The organism is Klebsiella sp. 141240, from assembly GCF_050600805.1.
GTDB classification, from domain to species: Bacteria; Pseudomonadota; Gammaproteobacteria; order Enterobacterales; family Enterobacteriaceae; genus Klebsiella; species Klebsiella aerogenes.
On the sequence record NZ_JAQIRK010000018.1, the window covers coordinates 59,428 to 74,295 of the forward strand.

Below are 14,868 nucleotides of genomic sequence, written 5' to 3' on the forward strand. Positions count from 1 at the left end.
ACTATTTAAAGGTAACGTCGATATTGGCCGTCGCATTAAAGGTGCCGATTTTTGGCTTAACGCTTAGCCATTTCAGGCTGGCCAGGAAGTTGCTTTCTACCACGCTGCCGTTAATCATGCCCAACTGCGTCGGGGTATTCATGGAAAGCCAGGTTGTCGGCGCATCTGCGCGCGAGAGCAGGATGCCAAAACCGCTATCGTTAGATGGCAGAATGGTATTGGTGTCCTGGGTCGGCTGCTGGGTGCTGAAGCTGGCCATTAAGGTCTGCCCCTGGCAATCCTGGCCAGCGCCGGTCAGGTCGGCGCGGACGCTGAACGGAACCTGTTTCTCAATGGCGCCGACGACGGCATTGCGCGCCGGGATGCTGCCGAAGTTTACCGTTGAACCATTGTTCGCCGAGACGGTGATTTTCGGGTTGCAGGCGATAAAGCGGATGTTGCCAAGCCCGGTGACCCACGCGCGGAAGTTACTATTCGGGCGGCTGTTGAGGCCGCCAACGCCGTCAACCTGGAAGATAGCGTAGCGGTTGGTGTCGTTAATCACGCCGTTTGACGGCGGCGGATTACCGGTGGCTTTAATATAAACCGAGTAGGTCACCGTGACGGTCTGCGGGGTCGCCGGAGACTGGCATGCACCGCCGGGACGGTTGCGGCGGCAGACCGTACCGGGACCGATGTCGGTTTTCTGACCTTTTGCAGGTTTAATATCGGAACTCAGATAGGTTACGCCGACTTCCAGCGAGTTGTGGATATTCTGCATCCGGGTTTCCGGATCCCAGTACAGATACGCATTTTCGCCGTTGGGCATATGATCCGTATCGGTACAGGTGAAGGTGGAGGTAAACGTCGGCGAACGCCACAGCAGGGCGCCTGGCTTCAGGTTAGCGGTCGAAACGTTAATCTGATCGGTGAGCGCGATGGTCTGCGATATCTCCGTACCGTTCTTCTTACAGCTCAGCGCGAAGCTGCTGGTGGAGAACAGCGCGCTTGAGAGTACCAGCAGCGTCAGCCCGGTGCGGGATAAGAGGTTAAACTTCGACATAACTAATTGTCCTTTCATGTTATTTACAGGTCAGGGAGACGACCTGATAACCACCGGGTTGATCGGCTTGAATAGCAGGTAACTCTGGCACCGTCAGGCTGCAGGAGGCGTCGGCATCGTCGCCCCATTTCATCTGCAGACGGTCGCCGCTCTGAACGCCGGAAACGTACGCTTCACCGCGGGTACCGACTACGCCGACATGTTCGCCGTTCTGACCAAAGATATTGGCGCCAATCACCGGCACGCTGCCGTCCGCCAGTTTGGCGTGGATAAGCAGGCTCTGGCCGAGATGCGTTTCAAAGGTCACGCGGCCGATGGCGCGCTCGGTCGGCACGATATCTTTCGCCGCCAGCGGAATTTCCAGGCCGTTGCCGATATCCGAAGTACGCAGCGCGACGCGGTTGTGGCGATACGGCATCGCAGAAGTGAGCACCGCGTAGCCGAAGCGGTCAATCGCTACTCCAGGCTGGTTTTCCAGGCGCACGCCCTGCGCCCCTTTCGCTTTCACCACCACGAAGGTGTTCTGCAGCGGCTGCGACAGGGTGACGCCGCCGGAGTGCGCGACCACGCCGCCGGAGACGTTCAGCGAAGTCTGCTGATAGTTGTTGTTGTAGCTGTAGCCCAGATCGACGTTACCCATGCTGCCCAGATAACCCAGGTTGACCAGGCTGGTATCGCCGCCGTGCTGGGTGTGGCCGCTCTGCACGAAGTAATTCATGCGGTTGTCATCAAGCAGCGTACCGCTCATCCCGGCGCTGTAGCCGCTACCGCTCTGCTTGCTGTTAGAGGCGTTAAAGTTAACCGTGCTTTCATGGTCCGGGCCAAAGATGTTGATTGGCACCGAGACGTTGAGGTTAACGCTGTTGTCGCTATAGCCGTAGTTACTGCGGCTGTTCTGGTAAAACACGCCGACGCTGACGCGATTCCAGGTGGTGTTAAAACCGGTCTGGATGGTGCGGTCGTAAGCGGAAGTGTTCCAGTAGTTCTGACGAATAAAGGTCGCGTACAGCGAAGCGCCGGCAATGTGCTGGTTGACCGTCATCTCGACGCGCTGGCGTTTGTTGTTGTATTGCTGCGAGTCGTAGTAACGACGGCGCTGGTTTTGCGTCGCCCAATCCGGCGCGCCGGTTTTATCGTCGCTCTGATCGTAATACTGGGTGTGGTAGAAACCGTTCTGCCAGTTGTTACGTTCAGCTACCGCATCGGAGAAGTCATAGAAGCCCGACGTCGAATAACGGTAGCCGGCGATCTGTACGTCGGTACCGAGAGTGTTGAGCGATTTGGAATAGAGGAAGCGTACGCTGGCGCCGCGCTTGTTCTCGCCGGAAGCCAGATCGGTATCAGACCATGAGGCGTCAACGGAGGCCGCTCCGTACTCGCCCATGTTTTTACCCAACCCGACCACGCCGGAGCGATAGTGCTCGGCCATGATAATCCCGCCATATGGCGTATAGTCGGAGCCGGCGCCATGCGCGACGGTGCCCTGGATAAATTGCGGCTGATAATTATTGGTGCCGTCGTGGTATTTACCCGCGGTCACCTGATACTCCCAGATCCCGTCGCGCAGCATATTCGGTACGGAGGAGTAAGGCAGGGTGAAGCTATGGCGTGAGCCATCCGCCTCGATAACCGTTACGGCTAAGTCGCCGCTGAGGGTGCTTGGTGAAATATCGGTCAGCGCGAACGGTCCCGGCGGCACCACGGTGCTGTATACGGTATAGCCGTTCTGGCGCACTTCGACGCGGGCGTTGGTGTTGGCGACGCCGCGTACGACCGGCGCGTAGCCGCGACGGCTGTCCGGCAGCATTTCAGGAACGCTGGAAATCTGCGCGCCGCGGAACTGGAAGCTGTCGAAGACGTTGTTATTGGTGTTGCTCTGGCCAATCTGCACGCGACTGCGCCACGAGGCGATATCGGTTTCCGCCCAGGTGGAAATCGGGTTCCACTGCTCTTTTTGCCCGGTCTGTTTCGACAGGGAAGAGGTATTGCGAAAACGCCATGCGCCGACGTTAAGGCCGTTATTGAGGCTCAGGAAGTAGTAGTCGCTGTCCTGCTTGCCGCTGCCGCTGGAAAAACGGGAGTGGCTGCCGCTGAAGGCATAGTTAACAAAACCGGCGTTGATACCGTCGTCGTAGACCAGCGGCGAAATCTCGCCCTGTGGTCGCGCTTCGAGTTCGGTTTGCGGGACGGAGATGTTCAGCTCCTGCAGCGCGGCGTTCCAGCTCACGCTACTGCCTGGAATATTTTTTACCAGATCGTAGCAGGCGCTGCTGCCGGCGGTATCTGGCACCAGAACGCCGTATGAACGGTAGCTGTCGGCATCTAAACAGAAATAGCCCGGGGTGTTAGGCGTATCTTTTTTAAATTCTATTTCCCGGTGATCGACGCGATTTTTATTCAGGTAAATATCGAAGGCATATTTACCTGGTAAAATATCGTCGCCGGTAGAGAGGTTTTGCACCAGCGAGGCGTTATTCGCCCCGCGGATGAAAGAGGTATTGAATTGCTCTTCGGCATTGACAAATGGTGTCGCCAGTAATGACATTGTCGAGGCGTAAACAGCAAAGCGAACGTGCTGCGCCAGACATCCAGGGATCGTCCTTATTTTATTATGGCTAGCCATTGTATTGCTCTCTTACTGAATGCGGATATCTTTAATTTCCGTATGTCCGCCAAAATCATTGATAAAAGTGAATGACATCTGATCCGCTGCCGCCGCGCCGGCTGGCAATTTGATGTTCAGAGAGTCCATGGGGTTAACCATGTCAGCATTCACTTTCCAGGTCTTCGCGCCGCTCTTCAGCGTCAGTACGCCGAAAGTCACGTGCAGCGGACCTTTGTTAGTCACGACCAGCTCGTTACCCTGCTTGCGCCAGGTCAGGGCCTGGGCTTCCTTTTGCAAAGTGGTCTTCAGCGTGGTAGGGCGGTAGAACAGCTTCACGCGGGTGCGGATCGCAATCTGCAGTACGTTTTCTTGTTTCGCCGAAGGCGGAATTTCCTGCACGTTAATCCAGTACACGGATTCGCGGTCGGTCGGTAATCCGCTGCCGGAATAAACAAAGCGCAAAATAGCGTCTTTATTGCCCGCCAGTTTTAAAATCGGCGGAATAGCCTGCATCGGTAAATTGGTTGGCGTTGCGGTGGCGTCACCGGTATCAAGCCAGGTCTGAACCATCCATGTTTCATCGGTATCATTATGAATGGATAACGCCGCAGATTTTTCCCCGCCGTTATAAATAACCCGAGTCTGATCGACCTGAATACCCGCAAAAGTATCCAGCGAGACAAATAACAATAAAGCGGTTAATAACTTTTTCATTTCACGTTCCAAATAATGTTACCAGCCATCCATGGCCAAAACGTCTACCCTAAAACGGGATTATCCGTATTATTTGTATTCGATGGTGAAGGTGGCGTTTGCGTTAGCAGAACCAGCAGTCACATCCTTCAGGAAGGATTTGTAACGAGCTTTCAGGTTGAATACCGCAGTGCCGCTGTTGTCGTCAGACGCTGCAACGTTAACCCACGGGGAGTTGTCGTCTGCGCTCTGGTTGATTGGGACGATTTTTTCGTCGTTGGTCAGGATTTCGATACCTACGCCGCCAGCGTTATCAACGGACAGCAGGTTCGGGTTACCGGCAACGGTCGCACCGTCGAAGCGCAGGGAGTAATCACCGGCTTCACATTTTTCCAGGTTGATGGTGAACGCTTTAGAAGCGGTAACATCGCCAACAGCGTTGAACGCGGTAGTCGGGTATTTACCGATGAAAACGTCTTTGTTCTGGTCGGTAGAAGTCACAGTACAGGTTGACTGGATGATTTCACCGGTGAAGTTGACCTTGCCGTTAACTGCGTAAGCACTGGTGGCGGACGCGGACAGGATCAGTGCTACAACAGGCAGTAATTTCTTATTCATTTTAACTCCATGTACTTAAGGGGATAACCATAGTGGTAATCAAACACGGCAAGCGAATACCGTGCAGATGGGTATCCAGATAACCTATGTTGGCGTGTTGATCGCGATGAAATATACAGCAACAGTTTTCGCGTTTTGATTGCTTCGGTGACTTAATTACAGAAAATTAATAGACATAAACGATGCACTTGATCGGACTTATCTGATAACGGCAACGATAATAATTTTATGGTCAGCGGGGCGCTGGAGAGAGTTTTGCGGGGAAAGGAAATTAATTAACTTATTGTTTTTAGTTTGTTTTATTGTTTTTGTTTCTCAGGAGGTAAACGTTTATGCGCTGTGCCGGGCAAATTAAAAACGCTGATTTATCCATCGCTATGCATAATGTGTAAGCGTTATTTCCAAATGTTTCCTGTTACCTTCGGGAGCGCCTACTGATGGCGGATTACTCCGCCGAATTAACCCCTTTTAAGGCCTCCGCCAGCCAGCGGGAAAAATGCAACATTGCCGGCGTTTCCGGACGCGATTGCAAACGCGTCAGCCAGTAGTTGCCGAGATCGATATGAATCTTAAACGGCTGCACAATGCGTTTTTCTTCCAGCAGATGGCTGAACATTTTTACCGGGGCGATAGCCACGCCTAAGCCTGCCTGCGCCGCCTCCAGCATGGTCACGGATGAGTCGAAGACAATGACCCGATGAGTTGGCGAAGGCGGCAATTCTCCCGCTGCCTGCATCCACGCCGACCATTCGTCGCGGCGATAAGAGCGGAGAAGCGTGAACTGCAAAATATCCTTCGGTGTATTTAGCCGGGCAGCTAATGACGGGGCGCACAGCGCGGAGAGCGGGGCGGCGCACAGATACTGCGCGGCGGTATCATGCCAGGCGCCGCCGCCAAAACGAATCACATAATCCAGCCCCTCGGCGGCGGGATCGACGCGATTGTTATGGGTGGAGATCTGCAAATCGATATGCGGACACTCGCGCCAGAAGGCTGGCAACAGTGGGAACAGCGCGCCCGTGGCGAAAGTGCCGACTACGCCGATCTTGAGCTTCTCCTGCGCCTGCTGACCGGTAAAACGGTCGAGCATCCCGGCAATCCTTTCAAACGACTCATTGAGTACCGGTAACAGGCCTTCTCCTTCGGTGGTGAGCTTGAGGCCGCGCGACACGCGAACGAACAGCTGGCAGTTAAGATGTTCCTCCAGCGTCTTCACATGCTGGCTGATAGCGGAATGGGTGACGTTAAGCTCAATCGCCGCGCGGGTAAAACTGAGATGCCGGGCGGCCGCTTCAAACGCCCGCAGTGAATTGAGAGGAAGATAGCTGCGCGTCATAACATTATCCGTTAGAAAAACTAAAGCCTGCTGCTAAATTTAACAGTTTGTCAGCGCAGTGCAAAACACCGACACTGAGCGCGTCTGAAGGGCCCGGACGAGAGTGGATATTGAGCGAGAACCGATAATGGAAAAATACTTCATGATGAAAAAATCCCTTACAGGCGTACTGCTGCTGGGCGCCTCATTTTCGACGTTTGCCGCGCCGCAAACGGCGGAGCAGCTGCGCGAACTGGTCAATCAGACCATCACGCCGTTAATGAAAGAACAGGCGATACCGGGTATGGCGGTGGCGGTGATCTATCACGGCAAACCCTACTATTTCACCTGGGGCCAGGCCGATGTCGCCGGCCAGCGTCCGGTGACGCGACAGACGTTGTTTGAGCTGGGCTCTGTTAGTAAGACTTTCACCGGCGTGCTGGGCGGCGATGCGGTGGCGCGCGGTGAAATTAAGCTCAGCGATCCGGCGCAGAAGTACTGGCCGCAGTTGACCGGCAAGCAGTGGCAGGGGATTTCGCTGCTGCATCTCGCCACCTATACCGCAGGCGGTCTGCCGCTGCAGGTACCGGACGAGGTGACGGATGAAGCGGCATTACTGCGTTACTATCAGAACTGGCAGCCGCAGTGGGCGCCGGGGAGTAAGCGGCTGTACGCCAATGCCAGCATTGGCCTGTTCGGCGCGCTGGCGGTGAAACCTTCCGGTATGAGCTTTGAACAGGCGATGACTCAGCGCGTATTGCAGCCGTTAACACTGAGCCACACCTGGATTAACGTACCGCCCGCCCAGAGCAAAGATTACGCCTGGGGTTATCGTGACGGTAAAGCGGTACATGTTTCGCCGGGGCAACTGGACGCTGAGGCTTACGGCGTGAAGTCGAGCATTGAGGATATGGCGCACTGGGTGCTGGCGAATATGAACCACGAGGCGGTGCAGGATAAAAATCTGCGGCAGGGGATCCAGCTGGCGCAGTCGCGCTACTGGCGGGCTGGGGAGATGTATCAGGGTCTCGGCTGGGAGATGCTGAACTGGCCGGTGTCGGCCGAGGTGCTGATTAACGGCAGCGATAATAAGGTAGCGCTTGCCGCGACGCCGGTAACGGCAGTCAATCCGCCCGCGCCGCCGGTGAAGGCCGCCTGGGTACATAAGACCGGCTCCACCGGCGGATTCGGCAGCTACGTGGCCTTTATCCCGCAACAGGATCTCGGCATCGTGATGCTGGCGAATAAAAGCTACCCCAACCCGGAGCGGGTGAAGGCGGCGTATCATATTCTTGAGGCGCTGCAGTAAGGATGTTTGCGCTGCGCTTAGCGGGCCACAGGTTGGCACTAACTGGGAAAACCCCGGTGGCGCTTACGCTTACCGGGGCTACAGGTTGGCACTAACTGGGAAAACCCCCGGTCGCGCTTACGCTTACCGGGGCTACAGGTTGGCACTAACTGAGAAAACCCCCGGTGGCGCTTACGCTTACCGGGGCTACAGGTTGGCACTAACTGGGAAAACCCCCGGTCGCGCTTACGTTTACCGGGTTACAGGTTGGCGCTAACCGGGAAAACCCCCGGTGGCGCTTACGCTTACCGGGGCTACAGGTTGGCGCTAACCGGGAAAACCCCCGGTGGCGCTTACGCTTACCGGGGCTACAAGTTGGCACTAACTGGTAGCCCGGATAAGGCGCAGCGCGCCGCTATCCGGGAGAGGGCCTCTTTATTTTCAAACAACTAACGATACAGCCATCTCCCAGCCTGTGCTGACGCAATGAGCATCGCGAGTGTTAACGGCTCCGGTGTGCGCGGAGAAATGCGTTTGGATTTCGGTAATAGGAAATTAGGGAGGAAACCCTGTTCGGGAGGCCAATAATTAAATAAATCAAATGCATCTTGCTTTACATTAAACTGACGGAAATATGATTGCATGATGTCATCGCCACTTTCTCTGGCCCAGGGAAAATCGCCCGTATTGAGTGATAAATCCGCATTCACCTGCTGCTTTTTGCCGGTAAGTGTCGGCTTGTTCCATTGTGTTTCATACCATGCCAGAACGGCTGCTGCGATATTGTTTTGATCTACCATAATTTATCGTCACCTCTGGCAATGGCGTTGTATCTAGTGGTTGCTTTTATTGATACATAAATTACATCCCCTGTCAGGTAAATAATCCCGAGGATGGGTATCCAGCGTCCAACGAATGCTCCCAGATTAGTGACATAGCTCCATCTAAGATTACGGATGGATTGGTTGGTTAACGTCGGGAGCCTGACTTTTAAATCATTGTGGAAAACCTTCCGTAACTCATGGCTCAAAATGCTCGTCCCTTTAGTCGCTCCGCCTGGTTTTGTCCGGGTATTTTTTATGGGTTGACCAAGCATGATTAACGCAATGGTCATGATATCATCTACTCCAAAATGAATGGCTGCAGTATCGAGAAAAACCCAAAAAAGAAGTTCATGGGACGAGAGATTTGACTTGCCATTGTAATAATATGTTCCATTAACTTGTTCTGTTGTGTCCATTTTTATATCCCAGTAATGCTATTTTTACGCAATGTAGCTGCCTGGTTTATTGGAAACAATAACTGTTGATATAAACGTTTTCTGAAAAATAGCTCTTATTAAATGTTCTGTTAAATCATTTAATCAATTAATAAAAATGTCTTTTCTCATCTATTTTTATTTGTTCAGCTAATATTCCCTGGTGAAGTTAGCTCATGATGACTTAAAGCGAACTGCTACTTGCGAATGGACGCAATCTGCTGAAAACTATCAGCGAGATGGTGAACCACAGGGAACGGCAATGGCTGGACGTATTGACTATCAGATTGAAAAATTTCAGTTCATCGAGCGCAACGAATCCCCGCGTATTACCCGCCAGTGGGCGGAAGTTATTGCTGAATGTCAGCAGGAAAAGGCGAACAGTGAAACGCGTTTGCGTACTGCATTGCTGAATGTCGACTACGCCACCAGCTTCGAACTGCCGTTTCGTTTATTGCTTATTCGCGCCCCGCAGCTGGTGGATCGCTTACGCCATGCGCTGGCGCTGAATCAGAAGAATGTGGTGATTAATGGTAAGAAACGCGGCTGCGTTTACAGCCTGAAAGCCGATCTCAGCGCCGTTCCGGATGAGTTTCGTTATCGCTTTGTGAGTCGGATTATTCGCAGCGGGCCGGATGCGGTTTCCGCCGCGCCCTATCAGCAGCTGGCAAAAGAGATAAAGGCGCCGCGCGAGCGGTTACGTTTGGCGCTGGAAAGTGGTTTGCAGGTCAATGCGCTGGATGGGTTGTTCTGGTTTGGCATCCAGCGAATCGCTGCGGATATTTCGGCGCTGCGTTCTGCGGGGATGGCGATTACGACTGCGGAAGTGGAGGTGGCGGATAGCCTGACCAGAACGACGCGAATGATAGCGGCGTATCGGGTGGAGTGATCGTTATTTTAGTCATTAGGTTAAACTCGTTTGCTAACAGATTATTTTGAGCGAGTTTTGCGTTTGACTTTTTATTAGTTTCTCTAAAATAGCCATATGGAATAGTTAGATGTCATATATAATGCTGATGAATTTGTTTAACTTTTAAATAAATTAAAGGGTTAATAATTTAATGCCCTGGTGAAATATTTTGTGTTCTTCTTTGATTTGATGATATTCCTCGTGCAACAAGCTTTTAGAGTATAAGTTCGTTGTTTGGTTACATTTGGTAACATCCATTTTATTGCCCGCCTGATTTTGCGCCAATACCATCGCTAAACATAAGTTCCTCATTAATTATAGGCAGGGTGTCATGGCTTCTCTGGGAAAAAGAGAGAGCAGCAATCAAACAAAATCTATTACGACATCCTTTATTGATGAAATATTTCAGGATACATGGTTGCTCGCGTTGGCAATTCGTAATGTGCCTGCCGTTGTCGTTGATCAGACGCTTTATAAAACGTGCGAGAATATGATTGAGCAGGTTCAGAAAGCGTTGTTTGCAGCTGGTGCATCTGAGGGGCTTGCAAGTGAAATTAAGTTTGCTCACTGTGTTTTTCTGGATGAAGCGGTAATGACGCAGCCGGATATCGATGTTTCTCTTTGGTGGAAGAATACACCCCTTCAGGGGCGCTATCTTGGAAACTTAAATGGCGGTGAGTTCTTCTACGAACATATCAAGAACCTGCTGCACGAAGCCGTTCCCTCAGAAGCTGTTGTGGCCTGTTATCACCGAATGCTTTTGCTGGGCTATCAGGGGAAGTTTATCAGGGAAGGTGGAGAAGAAAATGAAGAACGACAATCTATGTTTAAGCAGCTGAGCGCGCTTTTGCCTGCAACAAAAGAAAAAATGAATTCTCCGGTCTTTATACGTAACTTTCGCCCGGATATTCATTTCTGGCGACGTTTCCCCTGGTTGATGAGAGGACTGGGCTTACTGCTTATTGTTGCCATTACCTGTGCAATGAGCGCCCATCTGCATTATTTGCTCGGACAATGGTTCACGCTGAGCTAATAACAATTGACCAGGGAGATGCAGGTCATGAATAAGAATAAATATATCCTCAAAGGAAACAAAATTCCGGTGTATAACCACTACCAGTTGAACATACCGGAGTTAAGCAAGCGACGCCCCGACATTCAACTGTCTGTCCTTCGCTTTAGCGGCGACGAAGCGTTAAATACCCCGTGGCGTTATTCCATTGAACTGACCTGTGAAGCCCCTGATATTCCTGCAGATGTGTTAATTAACACGACCGCAGAACTCCTTTTTTATCCTGATGGTAAACCATGGGAAGCGGTCGAACCCCGCGTCATGCGTGGTGTTATTACCGCTTTTCAGCAATGTGAACGAACTGCTGATATCACTCGTTATGTGGTTGTGCTGGAAGCCAGCCTGGCGTTATTACGTAATAGCCTGACATATGCGGTGTATCAACATAAAAGCGTCATTGGTGTCGTTGAAGATATCCTGAAGCGTTGGGGATATTCCAGCCTCGACTATCGTTATGCGCTGAAAACCCAGTATCCGGTGCGCGAATTCTATATCTCGTATGCAGAAAGCGATTTATCCTTTATTGAGCGTCATCTGGCGCATGTTGGCGTATTTTTTTATTTCGTCTGGGATGAAGAGAATCATCGGGATGTGCTGGTTCTCGGAGACTACACGCATTCTTTCGCCGAAGAGAAGAATATGGCCTACCGTCATCCATCAGGGCTTTTCGATGGCGGTCTTGAATCCCTGTGGGAGATGACGCTCAACCGCCGCTCGGTTGCCGGGCAGACGCGAGTGAACGATGAATATTATCGCGAAGCCCAAAGCGATCTGCAGGCGCATCTGGAAACCGATCTGGATATGCCTGCGCTCATTGGCGAAGAATACCGCTACGGCGAGAATTACAAAGAGCAGGGCAGGCAGGCAGCAGAACAGCCGGAGCAAGGCCGCTGGTTTGTTAAGCGTCGTCGTGAACGTCTGGTAACAGAACAGGTTGTCTTTGACGGCAAATCAAACGGCATGACGATCCGTCCTGGGATGATTCTTCATCCACAGGGTAAACGTTGGGAGGAAGCGCCGGACGGGCTATTAGTGGTATCGACCTCGTCACAGCGCGTCTCCCGCGATACCGCCTACATCATCAGCTTTACTGCCGTGCCCCATCGTCTGCACCTCTCATATCGTCCACCTTTGCTGGGCAGGCCGCACATTGCCGGTACGCTGCTCGCCAGAGTCACCAGTCCGGTTGAAAACGCGCAGTATGCTGAACTGGATGAAACCGGGCGCTACCGGGTGCGTTTCCAGTTCGATCTCAATACTACCTGGCGGTCTGGTTTTGAAAGCCTTCCGGTACGCCTTGCCAGGCCGTATGCGGGGAACGTTTACGGCTGGCATTTCCCGCTGATTGCCGGCACGGAGGTGATGATTGCCTTCACTAACGGCGATCCTGACAGGCCGTACATCCTCTGCGCTATGCATGATTCCCGACATGAAGATCACGTCAACCTCTATAACTATCAGCGTAACGTGTTAAGGACTCCTGCGAACAACAAACTGAGATTTGAGGATCGGCGCGGGGCTGAGCACGTTAAAATTTCGACAGAATATGGCGGCAAGAGCCAATTGACGCTCGGCCATATTGTTGACAGTTCGCGTAACAAACGCGGTGAGGGTTTTGAACTGCGAACCGACAGCACAGGAACTCTCCGGGCGGGTAAAGGGCTTTTCCTGACCGCAGATGCGCAGGCCACGGCAAGCGGACAGGTGCTGGAAATGTCTGCGGCAATCTGCCTGGTCAAAGGTGCGGTCAACCAGATGGCCGAGTGGCGTACCATCACCCAGTCGCATCACAACCTTCAACCTGATACCACGCATCTGAAAAGCTATCTTGCCGCCGCCGATCAACTGAAATCTCCGGCCATGCTGCTGAGCGCCCCGCAAGGGATTGGGGTAGTTAGCCGGGAATCCGTTCTGATAAATAGCGCTCAGACGCTGCACCTGCAAAGCCAGGGGGAAGTCAATATTGCCAGCGGAGAGCGTATTGCCCTGAACGCCAGCCAGACCATTTCACTGCTCGCGCAGCAGGAAGGGCTGCGCATGGTGTCTGGCAAGGGGCCGCTGACCATCGAATCTCATGGCGATTTAATGGCGCTAACGGCCATGAAGGATGTCACCGTGCAGTCCACGCAGGGCGAGCTTCATTTCGCGGCGAAGAACGGCATTGTGCTGGGCTGCGGCGGTGGGTCGATTCGCATCTCCTCGCAGGGCAGTATCGAGATCCATACGCCGGGGACACTGAGCCTTAAAGGTCAGCACATCTGGGATGCACCGGTGAGTGTCGGTACCCAACTGCCGGAACTCCCTAAGTCGGTGTGTAAGGACTGCCTGAAGAAAGCGCAGGAAGAAGCCGTCGCATTTGCGCCGCGAGGATAAGGACATCTGATGACAACAACACCACTGATAACACCCAAAAAGCATATGCTTTGGATGCAGCAGGGTGAGTCTCTCTGTTCTGCTACCGGGCAGGACTATATTGATATTCTGATCGATCAGGCTGGAACCAACCAGCCGCTGCAAAATGCGCTACGCCAGTTATCTCCCGATCTGCGCTGGTTTGAGTTGTTCGAAGGAACCCCGGAGGGGGGAATGCTGGAATATTCGCCGGTCGTTATGCGGCTGTGTTTTGCGCTAACGAGCCACCGGATGTGGCTGGAGCAGTTACTGGAATACTTCTCTGGTACTCCGCGCCTGACGTTGCTGATATCTCCTCTGGCCTTTGATTTGCTCTGCCGCCATTTGCAGGCATTGTCGCAGGTACAGTGGGAAGAGCAGACCGGCTTACTGCGTTATTACGATAACCGCGTGTTCCCATCCTTACTTACTCACGTTCTTAACGCAGAACAACAGGCTGCATTTACGGATATCGCGCTGTTCTGGGGCTGGAGAGACCGAGACGGCGAGATCGTCTGGAAAACGGGAACATTTTCTCCTGCACGCGAACTGGCAAATAACCCTCAATTGGGGCGAGTTGGCGATGATCAGATAGATCTGATGGGCTGTATTAGTGATGCAGAAGCTTTATTGGCGAGGCGGTTATCTTCGCAAGGCGGGAAAGAGGAGCATTTTTCGTACTGCCTTTCCGTAGCTTTAAAGGCAAGCCAGCAAGGATATTTAGGTGATTTGGCATCCGATGCAGAATTAGAGGTGATAAATATATGAAGCGTCTATTACGCAGGTACCAAAAAATCGATAGAAACTGGCTTATGAATTCTTTCTCCCTGTTGGACACTATTTTTTGCAGTGATAGATGTCGTGTTGTTATCGATTGATTCGATTTGCAATGTAGGAAAACAACAAACGCTCAAGCCAGGGAGGAAGGGTGAACAGAATAAAATGGATTATCCGGGGCATTGCTTTATTTGTGTCAGTGTTGTTATCGGGATGTTCGCCTTTACATGCTGGTGAAAGTGATACCACCGCTATTACAGTAGGCGCTTATAATCATATGGCGGGTCAGAGAATAAATTGGTTTGCAGTCAATGGATACCGGGTTCCCGGATTAGGTGGTGGGTATTGCTGCGTGACCCTTCCTGATCAATGGCGGCCAGGAATGGTTGCGCGTATTGAATGGGAGGTGGACCTATTCCCCAATGAAAATATAAAGAAAAAAGATAAAGGATTTGGCTATGATTCTTCGGCATATGCTATGCATAAGGCCAAATATCAGCTATACAGTGCTGAAATACCTATTCCACAATATAATCATTTAGGTGAGTTTTCTGTTCATATTCTTCCTTGCCAGAAGGTTGAGGTTTATACAGGTGTTGAGGGGCTAAATTCTCCTTCATATCCCATTAAAGAGCCGATGAATATGCAGGAGCCCGCAACATGTCAGAAATAAAAGCGTCTGGCAGGGCTATTAGCCAACGAGTGAAATTATGTGTGCCAGATAGCCGCAGGGCACAAGTTATACCATTCACCAGGCAAAAAGCGCAGGGAGGAAGGGTGAACAGAATAAAATGGATTATCCGGGGCATTGCTTTATTTGTGTCAGTGTTGTTATCGGGATGTTCGCACTCCCAGGCTGGCGAGTCGAGCGCAGGGAATATTAGAGGATACAACCATGT

The 14,868-nt window shown here is 52.1% G+C and carries 13 protein-coding genes and 1 pseudogene; 7 read left to right on the forward strand and 7 right to left on the reverse strand.

Annotated elements, in window-relative coordinates; all coding sequences use genetic code 11:
• Position 1: 1 nt before the first annotated feature.
• From PGQ95_RS22375 to ampR, 5 genes are all read right to left on the reverse strand, one after another.
• Positions 2-1,042 (reverse strand): fimbrial protein, encoded by a 1,041-nt coding sequence (locus PGQ95_RS22375; RefSeq protein ID WP_213317716.1) that lies wholly within the window; start codon positions 1,040-1,042, stop codon positions 2-4.
• 19 nt (positions 1,043-1,061) lie between these two features.
• Complete coding sequence (locus tag PGQ95_RS22380; RefSeq protein ID WP_430919400.1) at positions 1,062-3,587, reverse strand: fimbria/pilus outer membrane usher protein; 2,526 nt, start codon at positions 3,585-3,587, stop codon at positions 1,062-1,064.
• 90 nt (positions 3,588-3,677) lie between these two features.
• Positions 3,678-4,361 (reverse strand): fimbrial biogenesis chaperone, encoded by a 684-nt coding sequence (locus PGQ95_RS22385; protein ID WP_045391067.1) that lies wholly within the window; start codon positions 4,359-4,361, stop codon positions 3,678-3,680.
• Between the two features lie 69 nt (positions 4,362-4,430).
• Entirely contained in the window at positions 4,431-4,958 is a 528-nt protein-coding gene (locus PGQ95_RS22390) for a fimbrial protein (RefSeq protein WP_087859131.1), read from the reverse strand.
• Positions 4,959-5,403: 445 nt separating this feature from the next.
• A complete protein-coding gene (gene ampR / locus PGQ95_RS22395) occupies positions 5,404-6,294 on the reverse strand; it encodes a LysR family transcriptional regulator AmpR (RefSeq protein WP_113374949.1) in 891 nt (296 codons plus the stop codon).
• Positions 6,295-6,436: 142 nt separating this feature from the next.
• On the opposite strand from ampR, the gene ampC reads away from it, so the two are divergent.
• On the forward strand, positions 6,437-7,582 hold the full coding sequence (ampC, locus tag PGQ95_RS22400; RefSeq protein WP_348854100.1) for a CMY2-MIR-ACT-EC family cephalosporin-hydrolyzing class C beta-lactamase: 1,146 nt from the start codon (positions 6,437-6,439) through the stop codon (positions 7,580-7,582).
• A 428-nt stretch (positions 7,583-8,010) separates the two neighbouring features.
• Here ampC and PGQ95_RS22405 read toward each other — a convergent pair whose 3' ends face one another.
• Together PGQ95_RS22405 and PGQ95_RS22410 are read right to left on the reverse strand one after the other, a co-directional pair.
• The gene (locus PGQ95_RS22405; RefSeq protein WP_430919390.1) at positions 8,011-8,361 is read right to left on the reverse strand and encodes a DUF1493 family protein; all 351 of its coding nucleotides are present in this window, start codon (positions 8,359-8,361) and stop codon (positions 8,011-8,013) included.
• Positions 8,355-8,801, reverse strand: coding sequence for an STM2901 family protein (locus PGQ95_RS22410; protein WP_045380871.1), 447 nt, complete (start codon positions 8,799-8,801; stop codon positions 8,355-8,357). Before PGQ95_RS22410 ends, PGQ95_RS22405 begins: the two co-directional genes overlap by 7 nt.
• 280 nt (positions 8,802-9,081) lie before the next feature.
• Here PGQ95_RS22410 and PGQ95_RS22415 point away from each other — a divergent pair, with 280 nt between their 5' ends.
• From PGQ95_RS22415 to PGQ95_RS22440, 6 genes and pseudogenes are all read left to right on the forward strand, one after another.
• Positions 9,082-9,708: a helix-turn-helix domain-containing protein gene (locus tag PGQ95_RS22415; RefSeq protein ID WP_430919392.1), complete on the forward strand. Its 627-nt coding sequence runs from the start codon at positions 9,082-9,084 to the stop codon at positions 9,706-9,708.
• A 352-nt stretch (positions 9,709-10,060) separates the two neighbouring features.
• A complete protein-coding gene (tssL, locus tag PGQ95_RS22420; RefSeq protein ID WP_430919394.1) occupies positions 10,061-10,762 on the forward strand; it encodes a type VI secretion system protein TssL, short form in 702 nt (233 codons plus the stop codon).
• A 27-nt stretch (positions 10,763-10,789) separates the two neighbouring features.
• Complete coding sequence (locus PGQ95_RS22425) at positions 10,790-13,174, forward strand: type VI secretion system Vgr family protein (RefSeq protein ID WP_430919396.1); 2,385 nt, start codon at positions 10,790-10,792, stop codon at positions 13,172-13,174.
• A gap of 9 nt (positions 13,175-13,183) precedes the next feature.
• The gene (locus PGQ95_RS22430; protein ID WP_316425244.1) at positions 13,184-13,960 is read left to right on the forward strand and encodes a DUF4123 domain-containing protein; all 777 of its coding nucleotides are present in this window, start codon (positions 13,184-13,186) and stop codon (positions 13,958-13,960) included.
• 160 nt (positions 13,961-14,120) lie between these two features.
• Positions 14,121-14,642: a DUF3304 domain-containing protein gene (locus tag PGQ95_RS22435; RefSeq protein ID WP_430919398.1), complete on the forward strand. Its 522-nt coding sequence runs from the start codon at positions 14,121-14,123 to the stop codon at positions 14,640-14,642.
• Positions 14,630-14,868 (forward strand): annotated as a pseudogene (locus PGQ95_RS22440) (hypothetical protein); the annotation flags it as partial. The gene PGQ95_RS22435 and the pseudogene PGQ95_RS22440, both read left to right, overlap by 13 nt.

Bases quoted from the DNA above. Each gene is read 5' to 3' on its own strand.
- PGQ95_RS22375 (WP_213317716.1), bottom strand. From the start codon at position 1,042: ATGTCGAAGTTTAACCTCTTATCCCGCACCGGGCTGACGCTGCTGGTA.
- PGQ95_RS22380 (WP_430919400.1), bottom strand. From the start codon at position 3,587: ATGTCATTACTGGCGACACCATTTGTCAATGCCGAAGAGCAATTCAAT.
- PGQ95_RS22385 (WP_045391067.1), bottom strand. From the start codon at position 4,361: ATGAAAAAGTTATTAACCGCTTTATTGTTATTTGTCTCGCTGGATACT.
- PGQ95_RS22390 (WP_087859131.1), bottom strand. From the start codon at position 4,958: ATGAATAAGAAATTACTGCCTGTTGTAGCACTGATCCTGTCCGCGTCC.
- ampR (WP_113374949.1), bottom strand. From the start codon at position 6,294: ATGACGCGCAGCTATCTTCCTCTCAATTCACTGCGGGCGTTTGAAGCG.
- ampC (WP_348854100.1), top strand. From the start codon at position 6,437: ATGATGAAAAAATCCCTTACAGGCGTACTGCTGCTGGGCGCCTCATTT.
- PGQ95_RS22405 (WP_430919390.1), bottom strand. From the start codon at position 8,361: ATGGTAGATCAAAACAATATCGCAGCAGCCGTTCTGGCATGGTATGAA.
- PGQ95_RS22410 (WP_045380871.1), bottom strand. From the start codon at position 8,801: ATGGACACAACAGAACAAGTTAATGGAACATATTATTACAATGGCAAG.
- PGQ95_RS22415 (WP_430919392.1), top strand. From the start codon at position 9,082: ATGGCTGGACGTATTGACTATCAGATTGAAAAATTTCAGTTCATCGAG.
- tssL (WP_430919394.1), top strand. From the start codon at position 10,061: ATGGCTTCTCTGGGAAAAAGAGAGAGCAGCAATCAAACAAAATCTATT.
- PGQ95_RS22425 (WP_430919396.1), top strand. From the start codon at position 10,790: ATGAATAAGAATAAATATATCCTCAAAGGAAACAAAATTCCGGTGTAT.
- PGQ95_RS22430 (WP_316425244.1), top strand. From the start codon at position 13,184: ATGACAACAACACCACTGATAACACCCAAAAAGCATATGCTTTGGATG.